The organism is Vibrio tubiashii ATCC 19109 (genome assembly GCF_000772105.1).
In the GTDB taxonomy this organism is placed as follows: domain Bacteria; phylum Pseudomonadota; class Gammaproteobacteria; order Enterobacterales; family Vibrionaceae; genus Vibrio; species Vibrio tubiashii.
Window position 1 is genome coordinate 3,000,955 of sequence record NZ_CP009354.1, and the last position, 16,346, is coordinate 3,017,300.

Sequence of the window (16,346 nt, forward strand, 5' to 3'; positions counted from 1 at the left end):
TACATAGAGCTTTCTGTCAGTTCGGGCACCATCTACGTAGGGAAATTAAGTTTACAAAAAGCAAACACCTACGGTCTTGGACGGAGACTGGGTCATAATTCAGACTAAATTCAAACGAATTTAATGAACCAAAGTTCAGCCCCAACCACAAATATTAGGCGCAGAATTATACACTAATTCCACGCCTAAGCAAATTTATTAGTTTGCTAGAGTGTTCAGGCTAGCCTGATCAACAGCAACACCAGCACCCATTGTAGTAGAGATGCTAACCTTCTGTAGGAATGTACCCTTAGCAGAAGACGGCTTAGCTTTCTTCAGAGCAACTAGAAGAGCTTCTAGGTTCTCTTTGATCTGCTCAGCAGAGAAGTTTGCTTTACCGATAGTAGTGTGGATGATGCCGTTCTTGTCGTTACGGTAACGAACCTGACCAGCTTTAGCGTTCTTAACTGCTTCAGCAACGTTAGGAGTTACAGTACCAACTTTAGGGTTTGGCATAAGACCGCGAGGACCTAGGATAGTACCTAGTTGACCTACAACGCGCATTGCATCTGGAGAAGCAACAACTACGTCAAAGTTCATTTCGCCTTTCTTAACTTGCTCAGCAAGATCTTCCATACCAACGATGTCTGCGCCAGCTTCTTTAGCTGCTTCAGCGTTTGCACCTTGAGTGAACACTGCAACGCGGATTTCGCGGCCAGTACCGTGAGGTAGTACAGTTGCACCACGTACGTTCTGGTCAGATTTACGAGCATCGATGCCTAGGTTAACAGCAACGTCTACAGACTCAACGAATTTAGCAGTTGCTAGTTCTTGAAGAAGAGCAACAGCTTCGTTGATTTCGTATTCTTTAGTTACGTCAACTTTTTCGCGGATAACGCGCATACGCTTAGTTAGTTTTGCCATGATCTTAACCCTCTACCACTAGGCCCATTGAACGAGCAGTACCAGCGATAGAACGCTTCATTGCTTCGATGTCAGCACCAGTCATATCTGCAGCTTTAGTTTCTGCGATTTCCTGAAGCTGAGCGTCAGTTACAGTACCCACTTTTTCAGTGTTTGGACGACCTGAACCAGACTTAACGCCAGCCGCTTTCTTAAGAAGAACTGCAGCAGGTGGAGTCTTAGTTACGAACGTGAAAGAACGGTCGTTGTATACTGTGATAACAACTGGAGTCGGTAGACCTTTCTCAACAGATTCTGTTTTTGCGTTAAACGCTTTACAGAATTCCATGATGTTCACACCGTGTTGACCTAGAGCAGGACCAACCGGTGGACTCGGGTTCGCCATACCAGCAGCAACTTGTAGCTTGATGTAAGCTTCAACTTTCTTAGCCATGATAATTCCTAATTTTGGGTACAAACGCTAATCGACTGATCAGCTCCCCGTTGATATAAATACTTTTTATTTCCGCTCAATACTTATGTACAAGCCAAAATAATAAGGCGCGAAATTATAGTCATAATTCGCGCCTTATACAACCCTAAAAAGGTGATTTTTTATACTCTAAAAAACAGAGTCTTAGTCAAGTTTTTCAACCTGACCAAATTCAAGCTCAACTGGTGTTGCACGACCAAAGATCGATACAGACACCTTCACGCGGCTCTTATCGTAATCCACTTCTTCAACAGTACCGTTGAAGTCAGCAAATGGACCGTCAGTAACGCGTACCACTTCACCCGCTTCGTACATAGTACGTGGACGAGGTGCTTCGCTCGCTTTCTCAAGACGGTTCAGAATCGCATCAGCTTCTTTATCAGTGATAGGAGCTGGACGATCAGAGGTACCACCAATGAAGCCCATGACACGCGGCACACTGCGTACTAAGTGCCATGATTCATCGTTCATGATCATCTGAACTAGGACGTAACCAGGGAAGAACTTACGCTCAGACTTACGACGCTGACCTGCACGCATTTCCACTACTTCTTCAGTAGGAACTAGAACTTCACCAAACAGCTCTTCCATGCTGTGCATTTTGATATGCTCACGAAGAGATTGGGCTACACGACCTTCAAATCCAGAGAAGGCTTGAACCACATACCAGCGTTTTTTTGGAGCTTCACTCATGAATTAAAACCCTCTATACCCCAGTTGCTAGAGCAACAAGACGAACCATAATGCCGTCGATGCCCCAAAGCACTAGAGCCATTACAATACTTACAGCTAAAACGATCAAAGTCGTTTGCATTGTTTCTTGGCGTGTAGGCCAAACAACTTTACGTACTTCCATACGCGATTCTTTTGCAAACTCGATCGCAGCTTTACCCTTAGTTGTTGTAGCAGCAACACCAAGTGCCGCAGCGATTAGTACAACAACACCTGCAGCGCGAATCACTACAGACATTTCACCATACAGGTAATTACCCACAACAGCGGCAGCTAGCAGAGCAAAAGTGACAATCCACTTGAAGATATCTGCGCCATTTGAGCTATCAGGAGTTTCAGCATTATTTGCTTTCATAAAACCAACCTGTCTAAGTCTTAATATAGACGACAACAACCCCGCTGTTGCAGGGCAAATCCATGAAACGACAATTTAAATAAATTGACGTACTCTTTTATTGATTGAGACGCAACACCTCAACCAAAAAATCCTGCTCAATGCCATGCTGAATAAGAAAACAACAGACATTTTGTATAGTGCAGAAAAAGGGCATCAAATGATGCCCTTTTTGCTACTGGTTCGTCAAATCTTATTCAAAGATTTTCCGAAGTCTTTAGCTAATTCCGAAGAATTAGTCGAAGATCTTAGCAACAACACCAGCACCAACTGTACGGCCACCTTCGCGGATTGCGAAACGTAGACCTTCGTCCATCGCGATTGGAGCGATTAGTTCAACAGTCATCTTGATGTTATCGCCTGGCATTACCATTTCTACGCCTTCTGGTAGCTCGATGTTACCAGTTACGTCAGTTGTACGGAAGTAGAACTGTGGACGGTAGCCTTTGAAGAATGGAGTGTGACGACCACCTTCATCTTTAGACAGTACGTATACTTCAGACTCAAACTTAGTGTGTGGGTTGATTGACTTAGGAGCTGCTAGTACTTGACCACGCTCTACTTCGTCACGCTTAGTACCACGTAGAAGTGCACCAACGTTCTCACCCGCACGACCTTCGTCTAGAAGCTTACGGAACATTTCAACACCAGTACATGTCGTTACTGTTGTCTCTTTGATACCAACGATTTCTACTTCGTCACCTACAGTTAGGATACCGCGCTCGATACGACCAGTAACTACTGTACCACGACCTTGGATAGAGAATACGTCTTCGATAGGCATTAGGAATGGCTGATCGATTGCACGCTCCGGCTCTGGGATGTAAGAATCTAGTGCTTCTGCAAGCTCAACGATCTTCGCTTCCCACTGCTCTTCGCCGTTTAGTGCGCCTAGTGCAGAACCTTGGATAACTGGTAGGTCATCACCTGGGAAATCGTACTCAGATAGAAGTTCACGAACTTCCATTTCTACTAGTTCTAGTAGCTCTTCATCGTCAACCATGTCACATTTGTTCATGAATACGATGATGTATGGGATACCAACCTGACGGCCTAGTAGGATGTGCTCACGAGTTTGTGGCATTGGGCCATCTGTCGCAGCAACAACTAGGATACCACCGTCCATCTGTGCAGCACCTGTGATCATGTTTTTAACATAATCCGCGTGTCCTGGACAGTCTACGTGTGCGTAGTGACGAGTTGGAGTGTCGTACTCAACGTGAGAAGTTGCGATTGTGATACCGCGCTCACGCTCTTCTGGAGCGTTATCGATAGATGCGAAGTCTTTCGCTTCACCGCCGTATACTTTTGAAAGAGTAGTACAGATCGCTGCAGTTAGAGTTGTTTTACCGTGGTCAACGTGGCCGATAGTACCAACGTTTACGTGCGGTTTCGTACGTTCAAATTTTTCTTTAGACATGAGTTGTCCCTCTAGGTACGGATTTAGGTGGCTTGAATGACCACGCAACCAAAAAGTCTTGGTGATAAACTTCTCTCAATCACTAAACGTAGTTTAGTAAAGAGAAAGTATCAAAAGGAAACATTGCTTAGAGCTGGTGCTGATAGGCAGACTCGAACTGCCGACCTCATCCTTACCAAGGATGCGCTCTACCACCTGAGCTATATCAGCACTCAAATTAGAGTGGAGCGGGCAGCGGGAATCGAACCCGCATCATCAGCTTGGAAGGCTGAGGTAATAGCCATTATACGATGCCCGCAACACGTAACTCTGTGAGCTATTTCCTTAAGAATATGGTGGAGGGGGACGGATTCGAACCATCGAAGGCAGTGCCAGCAGATTTACAGTCTGATCCCTTTGGCCACTCGGGAACCCCTCCAAATTTTCAATCCACTTTTCTCATAAAGGAAAAATGGTGCCGACTACCGGAATCGAACTGGTGACCTACTGATTACAAGTCAGTTGCTCTACCTACTGAGCTAAGTCGGCATAAGTGGTGCGCATTCTATTGAATGATTTTCTGCCTTGCAATAGTAAATTTAAAAAAAAACTTCTTTTTCTACTGATTGGGCTTATTTGTTGAAATTTCGCGCAATTTATCGGCAAAAAATACGCGAATGTCGACGATGTCGTTTGCAATCTTGTTCGGTTGTTGTATTTTCGCTGCTCTATCGTGAAACCAAGTTAGGATGACTATGACTCCATATCTCTCATTTAATCGTCAACAATGGGCTGAATTACGCAATTCAGTACCGATGACATTATCCGAGACCGATCTGGTTGAACTTCAGGGTGTGAATGAAAGCCTCACGATGGAAGAAGTAGAAGAGATCTACTTACCTTTAGCCCGTCTGCTTAACTTATATGTTGCTGCACGACAGAGCCGTAATTCCGTGCTCAATAACTTCCTCGGTAATCAAGGCACTGCGCCACCTTTTATCATTGGTATTGCCGGTAGTGTCGCGGTAGGTAAAAGCACCACAGCTCGCTTGCTTAAAGCCTTACTGTCACGCTGGGATAACCACCCTAAAGTTGAGCTCGTGACTACTGACGGGTTTCTTTACCCAAAAAAGGTACTCGATGAACGCGGTATTCTTCATCGCAAAGGCTTCCCTGAATCTTATGATATTAAGCGTTTAGTCGAGTTCGTTTCTGACGTTAAGGCCGGAAAACCACACCTCGAAGTACCTGTTTACTCGCACATCACCTATGACATTACCGAAGAGCTGAAAACCGTCGACCGACCTGATGTGCTTATCATCGAAGGATTAAACGTCTTGCAAAGCGGGATGGATTACCCCCACGACCCACATCGCGTCTTTGTTTCAGATTTCTTGGATTTTTCGCTTTATGTCGACGCAGAAAGTGAAGTGATAGAGCAGTGGTATGTCGAACGCTTCTTAAAGTTCCGCCAAGGCGCCTTTACCAAGCCAGGCTCTTACTTTAGTCACTACACGCAGTTGACCGAACCAAAAGCGATCGAGAAAGCACACAGTATTTGGCAGTCGATCAATGGGGTTAACCTAGACGCCAATATCCTGCCAACCAAAGGCCGCGCCCACTTAATCTTGAAGAAAGGTCAGGATCATCAAGTGGAAGAAGTTTTTCTGAGGAAGTAGCGCTGCGCTTGGGAAATAAGATTCGGGAGCGGGCTTCGCCCTACGGAGAGCTGGAGAGCTGGAGAGCTGGAGAGCTGGAGAGCTGGAGAGCTGGAGAGCTGGAGAGCTGGAGAGCTGGAGAGCTGGAGAGCTGGAGAGTGTTTAGGGTTGGCGGATAAACGTCAACCCTTTTCGTATGGAACGCCTTGCTACGGAAACGGGATGCGGGATACAAATAACTGGATAAGCTGGCTTGTCAGACTAGTTTTCCAGCAGCGAAGCGATCCATAGGGCGCAGCCCGTTCTCGCATCTCGGCGCGAAGCGTTCCCGAGGACGAAGTCCTTTCATAACGCGAAGCGTTCTATCTCCCTTCCGGCCCATATTGATTTTCGCCATCCGTGCCTTTTAAGAAACCACATTCAACTAAAATCCATAGACCACAGACTAGAGCAGCAAATGACGTCGCGGCTTGCAACATAGACGGTTGACCGGCTAGTGAAGGATCACCGACTGGCACTGTCATTCGTCCAATAACAAGTGGGATGTTAAGCAGCAGCCACCAACTTGATTTACCACGGTCATGCCAACGTTTAGCGGTAATCGCTAGATCAGGAACCAGAATGACAATCAGAAACACAGGTAGAATCAGATGTGCGATCGAGGGAGCGAGTACATTCATCCCCATCGCAAAGCCAACAATCATCAAATAGTAAACCACGTTCCAAATCCAATAGGTTTTACGCCCTATTCGACCTTGAAACGAAAACAGTAAATCTTTCATCGACATCATTTATACCTAAAAAATAAAAAGTTAGAGCCTGTTTGCTCCAAAAATACTAGTTAATTACTTTCTGAAAACACGCTTTATCCATATCTCGAATGTTAACCGTTAAGCTATGAACATGACTCGCCTGATCTTGCAATACGGTCATCAACTGACGAGATAACTCTCTTTTCTGCTCTTCGGTTCTGCCATCAAGCAATTCAAAGCTGATATGTATAAAGTCAACGCTATCTCCCGCTTCACCGACCAGCCAATTATGGCAACGCAAAGACCGAGATTTTACCGAATCCACATCGAACAACCCGCAAGTTAACGCGACATGATGTAAGTCTTCAAGTAAGCCTTGAACATTAACGCGTTCGTCAACAGAGTTGGAGTATTCCATTACTAGGTTCGGCATAGTATTCCTCAAATGTAAGAGAGTTTCACAATAAACAAAAAGTGCACAACACTATTACCAATTTCTATGCTGAATTCCGAGTGGGTTTCCACCAATCTGTTCAATGGATCACTGATAGAAAGCAGATTAAGGTGAGATATGAGCGATCACAGCTCCAACCAATGAGTGATATCCAATAAGACATGACGGTAATCATGATCTCCCCTATTTTATCTGTTATATTCTTACGAAGATTTTTTACATTAATTGATTAAATACGGAGATATTCCTATGCGTCGTCCTGTAGTGATGGGTAACTGGAAGCTTAACGGCAGCAAAGCAATGGTGAAAGAGCTGCTAACTGGTCTTAACGCTGAACTTGAAGGCGTTGAAGGTGTTGACGTAGCTGTCGCTCCACCAGCACTTTACCTAGATCTAGCTGAACAGCTAATCGCAAAAGGCGGTAACAAGATCATCCTAGGTGCTCAAAACACTGACCTAAACAACAGCGGTGCATTCACTGGTGATATGTCTCCAGAGATGCTAAAAGATTTCGGTGCTACTCACATCATCATCGGTCACTCTGAGCGTCGTGAATACCACAACGAATCTGACGAGTTCATCGCTAAGAAATTCAACTTCCTAAAAGAGAACGGCCTAAAACCTGTTTTCTGTATCGGTGAATCTGAAGCTCAAAACGAAGCAGGCGAAACTGAAGCAGTATGTGCACGTCAAATCAATGCAGTTATCGACGCTTACGGTGTTGAAGCGCTAAACGGTGCAATCATCGCATACGAACCAATCTGGGCTATCGGTACTGGTAAAGCAGCAACAGCTGAAGATGCACAACGCATCCACGCTTCTATCCGTGCGCTAATCGCTGAGAAAGATGCAGCAGTTGCTGAGCAAGTAATCATCCAATACGGTGGTTCTGTTAAGCCTGAAAACGCAGAAGCTTACTTCTCACAGCCAGACATCGACGGTGCTCTAGTTGGTGGTGCATCTCTAGATGCTAAGAGCTTCGCAGCAATTGCTAAAGCTGCGGCAGCAGCTAAAGCATAATTTTTCTTCTTACTTTGAAAAATTCTCATTGAGGTCAGCGCAAGCTGGCCTTTTTTGTGTCTGGCACATCAATCAAGTATCCTACGCTTTTCCACACTAACGATAGTTGTACCGAATGCAGGATAAGCATGGCCTTCTAACAGGTTCGATTCCCCTAGTACTTAGACAGATGACCGTTCCCATGACCTTTGGCATGGTGGCGATCTTGATGTTTAACTTGGTGGATACGTTTTTTATCTCGCTGCTAGGTACCGAAGCGCTCGCTGCGATTAGCTATACCTTTCCCGTGACCTTTGCAGTCAACTGCATCACCATGGGTATAGGCATGGGGCTCTCGACCAATATCGGCCGCTTGCTCGGACAAGGTCAATCGATCGTCGCTGCGCGCTTTTCTTCTCATGGCTTACTGTTAGCCGTATTGCTGGTCGCACTCGCCTCTACACTTGGCCTGTTTACCATTGAGCCACTGTTTCTATTTCTTGGTGCAGAGCAATCACTACTGCCACTTATTCATCAATACATGGATATTTGGTACCTAACGATTCCGCTATTAGTCGTCCCTATGGCTGGCAACAGTGCCATTCGCGCGACGGGGGATACCAAAACACCTGCCAAAATCATGATGCTTGCCGGGCTTATCAATGGGGTACTCGATCCGCTATTGATTTTTGGCTACGGGCCCTTCCCAGAATTGGGCATTCAAGGGGCGGCCATTGCCAGTGCAATGAGTTGGTTCGGCGCCTTAATTGGCTCGCTTTACGTGCTGATTAAAAGAGAGAAATTACTTGCCCTACCTTGCTTTAAAACCCTCTGGCTCGACTGGCAACAAATCCTAAAAATCGGCACACCGGCTGCTCTGTCTAATGCTCTTACGCCCTTGTCGGGGGCGATTTTGATGATGATGCTCTCGACTCATGGCACTGCAGCCGTCGCCGCTTATGGTGCGGCGCAGCGAGTCGAATCGATTCTTATCTTGGTTTTGATGTCTTTAACTTCAGCCCTAACACCATTTATTGCCCAAAACATGGGCGCCAATAACCCTGCACGTAGCTTTGCCGGGTTGTTTTTAAGCATGCGTTTCTCGATGGTGTTTCAGGCCGGCATTTTTATCATGATGGTGCCACTGAGCATTCCACTCGCAGCTTTGTTTTCACAGGAACAAGCGGTAAAAGATCTGCTTTGGCACTATTTGTTAGTCGTGCCGTTTAGCTATGGTTTCCAAGGCGTGATGATGATGTTGGTTTCTGGATTAAACGCCCTGCATGAACCGCTTAAGGCATTCCAATGGAGCTTTATGCGTCTGTTTCTCTTTACCCTGCCTTGCGCTTGGATGGGTGGTCAGCTGTATGATATTGAAGGGCTATTCATTGGTATTGCGGTAGGCAACATTGTTGGTGGCACAAGTGGTTACTTATACGCACTGAAACTCCGAGCTCAGCACCTTTCCTCGGCGGCATAAAACAAAACACCGACTCTTGGAGTCGGTGCAGTCTATCTGGAAAGGTAGAGATTAATCGACGATGGCTATCTCTTCTTCCTCTTCGACTTCTAAGTCTACATCTAATGGCTCTTGAGAAAGAATCACGCCGGTATTGTCAGCGTAGAGGTAATCTTCAGGAAGGAAGGTCACGCCACCAAAGTTGACTGGCACATCCACTTCTCCAATACCTTGGGAGATAGCACCGACAGGAATAGAAGCAATCGCTTGGATACCAATACTCATGTCTTCCAGCTCATCGACTTCACGAACACAGCCATAAACCACAATACCTTCCCACTCGTTTTCTTCCGCAAGCGATGCGAGCTCTGCATCAATCAATGCGCGACGCAACGAACCACCACCATCAATAAGCAGCACACGGCCCAAACCGTCTTGCTCGAGGATCTCACGAATCAAGCCATTATCTTCAAAACACTTTACTGTCGTGATTTGCCCCGCGAACGATGCACAACCACCAAAGTTGCTGAACATAGGCTCTACAACATCTACTTGCTCTAAATAAATGTCGCACAAGGCAGAGGTATTGTATTCCATAGTATTCCTTCCCATACCGTTCGTTATCTCCATCGAGTATATAAGGTCATTAAGTCATTGCAATGACATGTATCATTTAACTGACCAGAGTTTGAGCTATAACCACTCCAGCAAACAATAAGTTAGTCACCATAGAGCACTTAACGATCACCGGCATCATTGGGGCGATTTGCGCTGGCTTTTCGGCCTGCCATACTGCTTTACCGTGTTTAAAGGTAACAAGTAGGCTAAGTAGAAATGGCAAGCTAATCCAAATTGGGCTCGGTTGATGAATTAAGTAAGCTGCAAAAGCGACGACAGCGCCGCTAAGCAGAGCAAAGTGATATTGCTTAGCGCGCTTTTGCCCGAGACGGACAGCAACCGTTCTTTTGCCACACACCTCATCATTCTCAATATCGCGCATATTGTTGATATTGAGTACAGCGACAGCCAATAGCCCACAACCAACCGCGGGCAAGATAAGCAGAGGAGCGACAATGCCGGTATGAAGGAAATAAGTACCCGCCACGCCCAATAAACCAAAGAAGATAAACACGGAAATATCGCCTAAGCCAACGTAACCATAAGGTTTGTTACCCACGGTATATGCGATCGCTGCGACAATGGCCAAGACTCCTAGCCCGATGAAAGCTAAAATGCTCTGTAGACTCTCTAGCGCATACATCACCAAGGTTAGACCCGCGATCACAGTCAAGACCACATTAATGATCATTGCCTGCTTCATGTCTTTCTGCGTGACAGCTCCAGACTGAATCGCACGCATAGGCCCGAGACGATTTTCGTTATCGGTACCTTTAACAGCATCGCCATAATCGTTGGCTAAGTTAGAAAGAATTTGTAGCAGCGTTGCGGTCAGAAAAGCCAGCAAAGCAACCACAGGTGAAAACTGATGCGTGGAGTACGCCAATACACTACCCGTTAAGATAGAGACCAAAGCCAAAGGCAAGGTTTTAGGGCGAGCGGCGTCAAGCCATATTGTTAGAGACTGTTTCATGGATACCAGTTTAGCCACAGTTACTTGAACTAGAATTGTGGCACATCAATCCTATCGGTGAAAAACAAAAAAAGGTCACCGAAGTGACCTTTTTCCAAAACTTGACCTAAGTTAGGCTTATTTAACGCGACCTACGTACTCACCAGAGCGAGTATCAACTTTGATCACTTCGCCAATCGCGATAAATAGAGGAACGCGAACAACAGCACCTGTTGATAGTGTTGCTGGCTTACCACCTGTACCTTGAGTATCACCTTTCAGACCTGGATCAGTATCTGTTACTTCAAGCTCAACGAAGTTTGGTGGCGTTACTACGATTGGGTTACCGTTCCATAGTGTTAGCATACAAGTGTTGTTTTCTACCAACCACTTAGCGTTTTCGCCAACCGCTTTTACATCCGCAGCGATCTGCTCAAATGTTTCGTTGTTCATAAAGTGGTAGAATTCGCCGTCGTTATATAGATAATCTAGGTCGATATCCATTACGTCTGCAACTTCACAAGTTTCACCAGACTTAAAGGTTTTCTCTAGCACTTTACCAGAAAGAAGCTTACGAATTTTTACACGGTTGAACGCTTGACCTTTACCTGGCTTAACGTATTCGTTTTCCAAGATAACGCAAGGCTCGTTATCAAGCATTAGTTTCAAGCCGCCTTTAAATTCATTGGTGCTAACAGTAGCCATTTTTTCCTCTTACATTCTTAGAGCTAAATTCAATGCCGCACATCATAACCCGAAAAGTTGTTTCTGTTGAGCAAAACTGGCTCAAACAGCTAGCGAATGGGATCTCTGATCCTGCAAAACTGCTTGAGCAGCTCGAAATAGATTCTAAGCCATGGCAAGACGGATTTGCTGCTCGCAAGCTTTTTGCGCAGCGTGTTCCGCAAAGTTTTGTTGATAGAATGGAAAAAGGCAATCCTTACGACCCGCTTTTACGTCAGGTTTTACCGCTCAGCGAAGAGTTTGAAGTCCACCCTGGTTACTCCAATGATCCACTGGAAGAGCAAAACAATACCATCCCAGGTTTATTGCACAAATACCGCAACCGCGCGTTAATGATCGTCAAAGGTGGCTGCGCGATTAACTGTCGTTACTGTTTTCGCCGTCATTTCCCCTATGACGAAAATAAGGGTTCTAAATCGGCTTGGCAGCAAAGTTTAGAGTATGTAGCCCAACACCCAGAGATCAATGAAATCATCCTTTCTGGCGGTGACCCGCTAATGGCAAAGGATGAGGAGCTGTTGTGGCTTATTGATCATATTGCCGATATCAAACACATCAAGCGCCTGCGCATTCATTCCCGCTTACCTGTAGTCATTCCGGAGCGTATCACTCAAGCGCTGATTCAGATGCTAAACGAAACACGCCTGCAAGTGGTGTTAGTCACGCATATCAACCACGCTCAAGAGATAAATCAAGAACTGAGAGATAGATTAAGCCACCTTAAGCAAGCAGGTGTTACTCTTTTAAACCAAGGTGTTATGCTAAAAGGAGTCAATGACAGCATTGAGTCTCAGGTAGACCTCAGCAACGCTTTATTTGATGCTGGCATTTTACCTTATTACATTCACGTGCTAGATAAAGTACAAGGCGCTGCACACTTTTATATCTCCGACCAAGAGGCCAAAGCGATCATGGCAGGGCTAATGGAGCGAGTCTCAGGTTACCTAGTACCTAAGTTAACTCGTGAGATAGGTGGGCGCACAAGTAAAACCCCACTCGACCTACATTTAGAGTAATGATGAAAAATACACGCGGCTTTACGCTAATAGAACTAGTCATTGTAATCGTTGTACTCGGTATTCTTGCTGTTACAGCCCTGCCTCGCTTACTTGACCTACAAAGCGACGCCCGAACTTCTGCCTTGCAAGGTTTAAAAGGGGCAATGCAAGGCGCTAACGACCAGTTAATTGGCGTTTCTGCTATCGCAGGGCTCGACACCGCTGCCAGCGGCTCTGTCACTGTAGAGGGGGAAAGCGTCAGTATTGTTTATGGTTATGCTAAAGCAGACAACGCCAATGCTTGGTCTAAGATTCTTGATGCGAATATAGATGACGCAACATGGGGAGCGGATGGAGCGGATTGGTATTTCAGTAATACCAACGCCAATGATGGAATTATCTTGTACATGCCAGGAAGCCGCCGTCAATCTTCTCTTAACTGTTACCTGCAATATACCGAAGCAACCTCAAACGCCTCACCCAGTATTAACTTGACCACCACTGGTTGTTAATTTTGTCCTTAAGATAAAAATCTTTTGTTCGATAGGCAGGTCTAATCTATGCATACTCCGACGTTTTGGAGGTCACTATGCAACCAGACATGCAATCCACTATCGAACAATTCCTCGACCTAGGTCCATTCAGTTGGTGGGCCCTACTCTGTTGTGCCGTTAACGGCATTCTTATTGGTGTTGAACGGCAAACACGTGGTAAGCCTGTTGGAATTCGCACCTCGATTTTGGTGATTTCGGGTACCTACTTGTTTATGTCAATGGCAGTTTCGCTCTCACCCAATACGTTAGATCAAGCGCGAGTACTCGGTCAGATCATTACTGGGGTAGGATTTCTTGGTGCTGGGGTAATGATGACCCTTGATGGCAAAATCCATGGTGTCACCTCCGCTGCTGTTATATGGGTATTGGCTGCCATTGGCATGATGATTGGACTGGGTTACATGCAACAATCAGTGATACTCACGCTACTTGCACTCACCGTACTACTTGGCGTCGATAAAGCGGAAAATCGAATCAAAGCTCTACGCCGTGGTGTCCACCAGAAAATCCAAAAACGTAGAGACAACAAATTGAACTCGTGATCTCTACGAGCAAACCAACACAAAGCCTTTGTTTAAAGTGCAATTTTTGATTCGAAACAAGGAATAGCTCGATAGTCAATTGCTCTAACAAGAGAAGCAAATAGGGTCACGTTTCCATCTACCACTTTTGGGTAGCATAGCTCTATGTTTATACCAATGTAGGGTTTGATTATGTTTTACGTGCATATGCTCCTGCTTCTGACGGTTATATTTATCGGTATCCGCCATGGAGGCATAGCTTTCGGTTTGCTCGGGGGCTTAGGTGTTTCGGTTCTCGCGTTTGTATTTGGTGTCGCACCGGGTTCACCACCGATCAGTGTTATGCTGATTATTCTCGCTGTGGTCGCAGCCTCTGCGACTCTGGAAGCAACGGGTGGCCTCAAGCTGTTAGTGAAGTTTGCTGAGCGATTATTGCGTAAGCATCCAAGTCAAATCGTGTTTCTTGGTCCACTTTGTACCTATTCGTTGACGGTATTAGTCGGCACGGGTCACTCTGTTTACCCTCTTCTGCCTGTTATCTATGATGTTGCCTACAAGAAAGGCATTCGTCCTGAGCGCCCGATGGCGATGGCAACCGTTGCATCACAAATGGGGATTACGGCTAGCCCGATCGCCGCTGCCGCTGCGGTAGTAATGGCAACAGCAGCCGATAACCACTTAGATATCAGTCTGGTGAACGTGTTACTGGTGACCATACCTGCGACGTTAATTGGTGTGTTGGTTGGCTGTTTGTGGAGCCTGAAACGTGGTAAAGAATTGGATCAAGACCCAGCCTTTATCGAGCGTTGCCAAGACCCCGAGTTTAAAGCTCAGCTGATTGATGAAGTCCAGCAAGATGAAAGTGAACCTGCCAGCCAACAAGTGGCTAAACGCGGTTTAGGCATCTTCTTAGCCGGTATCGCTACGGTTATCTTTGTCGCAATGTTTGGTAAAGATCTCGGCTTGCTACCAGACGGCGTTAAAATGTCGGTCGCGATTCAGTTCTTGATGTTATCCGTCGGTGCTTTGATTCTGTTAACGACTAAGGTAGAGCCGAAAAAGATCGTCCATAGTAATGTGTTTATCGCCGGTATGACCGCGGTGATCATTATCTTCGGTATTGCGTGGATGAGTGACACCATTATCGGTTTCCACAAGCCCTACTTGATCAGCCTAGTAAGCGATATTGTGGCAGCGCATCCTTGGACGTTTGCTATTGCCATGTTCGTGGTGTCGGTATTCTTGAAGAGCCAAGCAGCGGTACTGACCATTATGCTGCCACTGGGTTTTGCGATGGGCATTCCAGCACCAGTGCTAATCGGTGTGCTTCCTGCTTGTTATGCGTATTTCTTCTTCCCATTCTATCCAAGTGATCTTGCGGCGATTACCTTTGACCGCTCAGGTACGACTGAGATTGGTAAGTACGTGCTCAACCACAGCTTCTTGCTGCCAGGCTTTATTGGCGTGATTACCGCAACGACAGTGGGTTACGTGCTATCGACTATGCTAGTCAACTAGCCTTATACCAATAAACAAAAAGCCAGTTGGTCTCCCAACTGGCTTTTTTAGTTCAATATGAAGCTGGCTTAGAATAGCTCTTCAGCAACCTTGAATAGGTCTTCACGTACAGGACGTTTCATGTTCTCGATAGCGTCGATGATATCGTGGTGAACAAGTTGTTCTTTTTGAATACCCACACAACGACCACCTTGACCTTCCATCAATAGGTGTACTGCATAGTTACCCATGCGAGATGCAAGAACGCGGTCAAATGCAGTAGGACGACCACCACGTTGGATGTGACCAAGAACGGTAGCGCGAGTTTCACGACCCGTCGCCGCTTCAATCTCTTTCGCTAGTTCGTTAGCATCCATCATTAGCTCAGTCAGAGCAATGATCGCGTGCTTCTTACCTTTAGCGATACCATCTTGGATATTTCCAATCAGCTTTTCTTTATCCAGACCCGTTTCAGGTGTGATGATGTATTCACAACCACCTGCGATTGCAGACATTAGCGTTAGATCACCACAGTGACGACCCATGATCTCAACGATCGAGATACGCTGGTGAGAAGATGAAGTATCACGTAGACGGTCAATTGCGTCGATAACAGTGTTCAGTGCCGTTAGGTAGCCAATCGTGTAATCCGTACCAGCAATATCGTTATCGATAGTGCCCGGTAGACCGATACATGGGTAACCCATTTCAGTTAGCTTTTTCGCGCCCATGTAAGAGCCGTCACCACCAACAACAACTAAAGCTTCGATACCATGCTTCTGCAGGTTTTCGATCGCTTTCTGACGCACTTCCACTTCTTTGAACTCAGGGAAACGCGCAGAGCCTAGGAACGTGCCGCCTTTGTTGATTACATCAGAAACGCTTGAACGATCTAGCTTTTCGATACGATCTTCGTAAAGACCTAAGTAACCATCGAATACACCGTAAACTTCTAGTCCTTCAGATAACGCCGTGCGAACCACACCGCGAACTGCCGCGTTCATACCTGGTGCGTCACCGCCACTCGTCAAGACACCGATCTTCTTAATCATGCTCACCCTCGATTTTTGGGAATCTTATTTCAATTTTTACGTTAGCCGCTTTCAATAAGCCACCAACTTAATTCCTTTAACTGCGCAATATGTTACCTTTCCTAATTAGGATTACTACATTTATTTGCGTCAAATTATGTAACTTTTCTACTTATGTAAGAGTATTACAGCTTTGCTCATTGACATCA

General features: G+C 45.8%; 18 protein-coding genes and 4 tRNA genes. 7 read left to right on the forward strand and 15 right to left on the reverse strand.

The features are described 5' to 3' along the window. Nucleotides 1-198 precede the first annotated feature (198 nt). The 9 genes from rplA to IX91_RS13745 all read right to left on the reverse strand — a co-directional run bounded on the left by rplA (nt 199) and on the right by IX91_RS13745 (nt 4,449). The gene (gene rplA / locus IX91_RS13705; protein WP_004747603.1) at nt 199-903 is read right to left on the reverse strand and encodes a 50S ribosomal protein L1; all 705 of its coding nucleotides are present in this window, start codon (nt 901-903) and stop codon (nt 199-201) included. Nucleotides 904-907: 4 nt separating this feature from the next. Continuing rightward, nucleotides 908-1,336: a 50S ribosomal protein L11 gene (gene rplK / locus IX91_RS13710; protein WP_004747601.1), complete on the reverse strand. Its 429-nt coding sequence runs from the start codon at nt 1,334-1,336 to the stop codon at nt 908-910. A gap of 183 nt (nt 1,337-1,519) precedes the next feature. Beyond that, a complete protein-coding gene (gene nusG, locus IX91_RS13715) occupies nt 1,520-2,068 on the reverse strand; it encodes a transcription termination/antitermination protein NusG (RefSeq protein WP_004415884.1) in 549 nt (182 codons plus the stop codon). Nucleotides 2,069-2,081: 13 nt separating this feature from the next. Beyond that, on the reverse strand, nt 2,082-2,462 hold the full coding sequence (gene secE, locus IX91_RS13720) for a preprotein translocase subunit SecE (RefSeq protein ID WP_004747599.1): 381 nt from the start codon (nt 2,460-2,462) through the stop codon (nt 2,082-2,084). Nucleotides 2,463-2,736: 274 nt separating this feature from the next. Further along, nucleotides 2,737-3,921 (reverse strand): elongation factor Tu, encoded by a 1,185-nt coding sequence (gene tuf / locus IX91_RS13725; RefSeq protein ID WP_038550586.1) that lies wholly within the window; start codon nt 3,919-3,921, stop codon nt 2,737-2,739. Between the two features lie 134 nt (nt 3,922-4,055). Next, nucleotides 4,056-4,131: transfer RNA gene (locus IX91_RS13730), tRNA-Thr, on the reverse strand. Between the two features lie 13 nt (nt 4,132-4,144). After that, nucleotides 4,145-4,219, reverse strand: a tRNA-Gly gene (locus IX91_RS13735). A 35-nt stretch (nt 4,220-4,254) separates the two neighbouring features. Beyond that, nucleotides 4,255-4,339, reverse strand: a tRNA-Tyr gene (locus IX91_RS13740). 34 nt (nt 4,340-4,373) lie between these two features. Further along, nucleotides 4,374-4,449, reverse strand: a tRNA-Thr gene (locus IX91_RS13745). Between the two features lie 206 nt (nt 4,450-4,655). Here IX91_RS13745 and coaA point away from each other — a divergent pair. Next, the gene (gene coaA / locus IX91_RS13750) at nt 4,656-5,579 is read left to right on the forward strand and encodes a type I pantothenate kinase (protein ID WP_004743326.1); all 924 of its coding nucleotides are present in this window, start codon (nt 4,656-4,658) and stop codon (nt 5,577-5,579) included. A 341-nt stretch (nt 5,580-5,920) separates the two neighbouring features. Here the strand turns inward: coaA and IX91_RS13755 are convergent, their stop codons facing one another. Further along, nucleotides 5,921-6,346 carry a DUF805 domain-containing protein gene (locus IX91_RS13755; protein WP_004743325.1) on the reverse strand — a complete coding sequence of 142 codons (426 nt, stop codon included), beginning with the start codon at nt 6,344-6,346 and terminating at the stop codon, nt 5,921-5,923. A 49-nt stretch (nt 6,347-6,395) separates the two neighbouring features. Then, nucleotides 6,396-6,743 (reverse strand): 5-carboxymethyl-2-hydroxymuconate Delta-isomerase, encoded by a 348-nt coding sequence (locus IX91_RS13760; protein WP_004743324.1) that lies wholly within the window; start codon nt 6,741-6,743, stop codon nt 6,396-6,398. Between the two features lie 270 nt (nt 6,744-7,013). Here IX91_RS13760 and tpiA point away from each other — a divergent pair, with 270 nt between their 5' ends. Together tpiA and IX91_RS13770 are read left to right on the forward strand one after the other, a co-directional pair. After that, entirely contained in the window at nt 7,014-7,784 is a 771-nt protein-coding gene (gene tpiA, locus IX91_RS13765; RefSeq protein WP_004743323.1) for a triose-phosphate isomerase, read from the forward strand. Between the two features lie 115 nt (nt 7,785-7,899). Continuing rightward, a complete protein-coding gene (locus tag IX91_RS13770; protein WP_174329846.1) occupies nt 7,900-9,243 on the forward strand; it encodes an MATE family efflux transporter in 1,344 nt (447 codons plus the stop codon). 51 nt (nt 9,244-9,294) lie between these two features. Here IX91_RS13770 and rraA read toward each other — a convergent pair whose 3' ends face one another. The 3 genes from rraA to efp form a co-directional block, all read right to left on the reverse strand. Continuing rightward, nucleotides 9,295-9,819, reverse strand: coding sequence for a ribonuclease E activity regulator RraA (gene rraA, locus IX91_RS13775; protein WP_004743321.1), 525 nt, complete (start codon nt 9,817-9,819; stop codon nt 9,295-9,297). Nucleotides 9,820-9,895: 76 nt separating this feature from the next. Continuing rightward, nucleotides 9,896-10,813 carry a 1,4-dihydroxy-2-naphthoate polyprenyltransferase gene (locus IX91_RS13780; protein WP_004743320.1) on the reverse strand — a complete coding sequence of 306 codons (918 nt, stop codon included), beginning with the start codon at nt 10,811-10,813 and terminating at the stop codon, nt 9,896-9,898. A gap of 117 nt (nt 10,814-10,930) precedes the next feature. Then, nucleotides 10,931-11,497 carry an elongation factor P gene (efp, locus tag IX91_RS13785; protein WP_004743319.1) on the reverse strand — a complete coding sequence of 189 codons (567 nt, stop codon included), beginning with the start codon at nt 11,495-11,497 and terminating at the stop codon, nt 10,931-10,933. Nucleotides 11,498-11,529: 32 nt separating this feature from the next. On the opposite strand from efp, the gene epmB reads away from it, so the two are divergent. The 4 genes from epmB (at nt 11,530) to IX91_RS13805 (ending at nt 15,127) form a co-directional block, all read left to right on the forward strand. Continuing rightward, on the forward strand, nt 11,530-12,552 hold the full coding sequence (gene epmB, locus IX91_RS13790; RefSeq protein ID WP_004743318.1) for an EF-P beta-lysylation protein EpmB: 1,023 nt from the start codon (nt 11,530-11,532) through the stop codon (nt 12,550-12,552). Next, the gene (locus IX91_RS13795; RefSeq protein ID WP_004743317.1) at nt 12,552-13,046 is read left to right on the forward strand and encodes a type II secretion system protein; all 495 of its coding nucleotides are present in this window, start codon (nt 12,552-12,554) and stop codon (nt 13,044-13,046) included. The genes epmB and IX91_RS13795 overlap by 1 nt, the downstream gene beginning before the upstream one ends. Before the next feature lie 89 nt (nt 13,047-13,135). Then, entirely contained in the window at nt 13,136-13,630 is a 495-nt protein-coding gene (locus tag IX91_RS13800) for an MgtC/SapB family protein (protein ID WP_004743316.1), read from the forward strand. A gap of 171 nt (nt 13,631-13,801) precedes the next feature. Next, nucleotides 13,802-15,127 (forward strand): anaerobic C4-dicarboxylate transporter, encoded by a 1,326-nt coding sequence (locus IX91_RS13805; protein WP_004743315.1) that lies wholly within the window; start codon nt 13,802-13,804, stop codon nt 15,125-15,127. Nucleotides 15,128-15,195: 68 nt separating this feature from the next. Here IX91_RS13805 and pfkA read toward each other — a convergent pair whose 3' ends face one another. Further along, nucleotides 15,196-16,158, reverse strand: a complete 963-nt coding sequence (pfkA, locus tag IX91_RS13810) for a 6-phosphofructokinase (RefSeq protein WP_004743314.1) — start codon at nt 16,156-16,158, stop codon at nt 15,196-15,198. Nucleotides 16,159-16,346 lie beyond the last annotated feature (188 nt).

Coding starts and splice junctions, on each gene's coding strand:
- rplA (WP_004747603.1), bottom strand. CDS start 903: ATGGCAAAACTAACTAAGCGTATGCGCGTTATCCGCGAAAAAGTTGAC.
- rplK (WP_004747601.1), bottom strand. CDS start 1,336: ATGGCTAAGAAAGTTGAAGCTTACATCAAGCTACAAGTTGCTGCTGGT.
- nusG (WP_004415884.1), bottom strand. CDS start 2,068: ATGAGTGAAGCTCCAAAAAAACGCTGGTATGTGGTTCAAGCCTTCTCT.
- secE (WP_004747599.1), bottom strand. CDS start 2,462: ATGAAAGCAAATAATGCTGAAACTCCTGATAGCTCAAATGGCGCAGAT.
- tuf (WP_038550586.1), bottom strand. CDS start 3,921: ATGTCTAAAGAAAAATTTGAACGTACGAAACCGCACGTAAACGTTGGT.
- coaA (WP_004743326.1), top strand. CDS start 4,656: ATGACTCCATATCTCTCATTTAATCGTCAACAATGGGCTGAATTACGC.
- IX91_RS13755 (WP_004743325.1), bottom strand. CDS start 6,346: ATGTCGATGAAAGATTTACTGTTTTCGTTTCAAGGTCGAATAGGGCGT.
- IX91_RS13760 (WP_004743324.1), bottom strand. CDS start 6,743: ATGCCGAACCTAGTAATGGAATACTCCAACTCTGTTGACGAACGCGTT.
- tpiA (WP_004743323.1), top strand. CDS start 7,014: ATGCGTCGTCCTGTAGTGATGGGTAACTGGAAGCTTAACGGCAGCAAA.
- IX91_RS13770 (WP_174329846.1), top strand. CDS start 7,900: ATGCAGGATAAGCATGGCCTTCTAACAGGTTCGATTCCCCTAGTACTT.
- rraA (WP_004743321.1), bottom strand. CDS start 9,819: ATGGAATACAATACCTCTGCCTTGTGCGACATTTATTTAGAGCAAGTA.
- IX91_RS13780 (WP_004743320.1), bottom strand. CDS start 10,813: ATGAAACAGTCTCTAACAATATGGCTTGACGCCGCTCGCCCTAAAACC.
- efp (WP_004743319.1), bottom strand. CDS start 11,497: ATGGCTACTGTTAGCACCAATGAATTTAAAGGCGGCTTGAAACTAATG.
- epmB (WP_004743318.1), top strand. CDS start 11,530: ATGCCGCACATCATAACCCGAAAAGTTGTTTCTGTTGAGCAAAACTGG.
- IX91_RS13795 (WP_004743317.1), top strand. CDS start 12,552: ATGATGAAAAATACACGCGGCTTTACGCTAATAGAACTAGTCATTGTA.
- IX91_RS13800 (WP_004743316.1), top strand. CDS start 13,136: ATGCAATCCACTATCGAACAATTCCTCGACCTAGGTCCATTCAGTTGG.
- IX91_RS13805 (WP_004743315.1), top strand. CDS start 13,802: ATGTTTTACGTGCATATGCTCCTGCTTCTGACGGTTATATTTATCGGT.
- pfkA (WP_004743314.1), bottom strand. CDS start 16,158: ATGATTAAGAAGATCGGTGTCTTGACGAGTGGCGGTGACGCACCAGGT.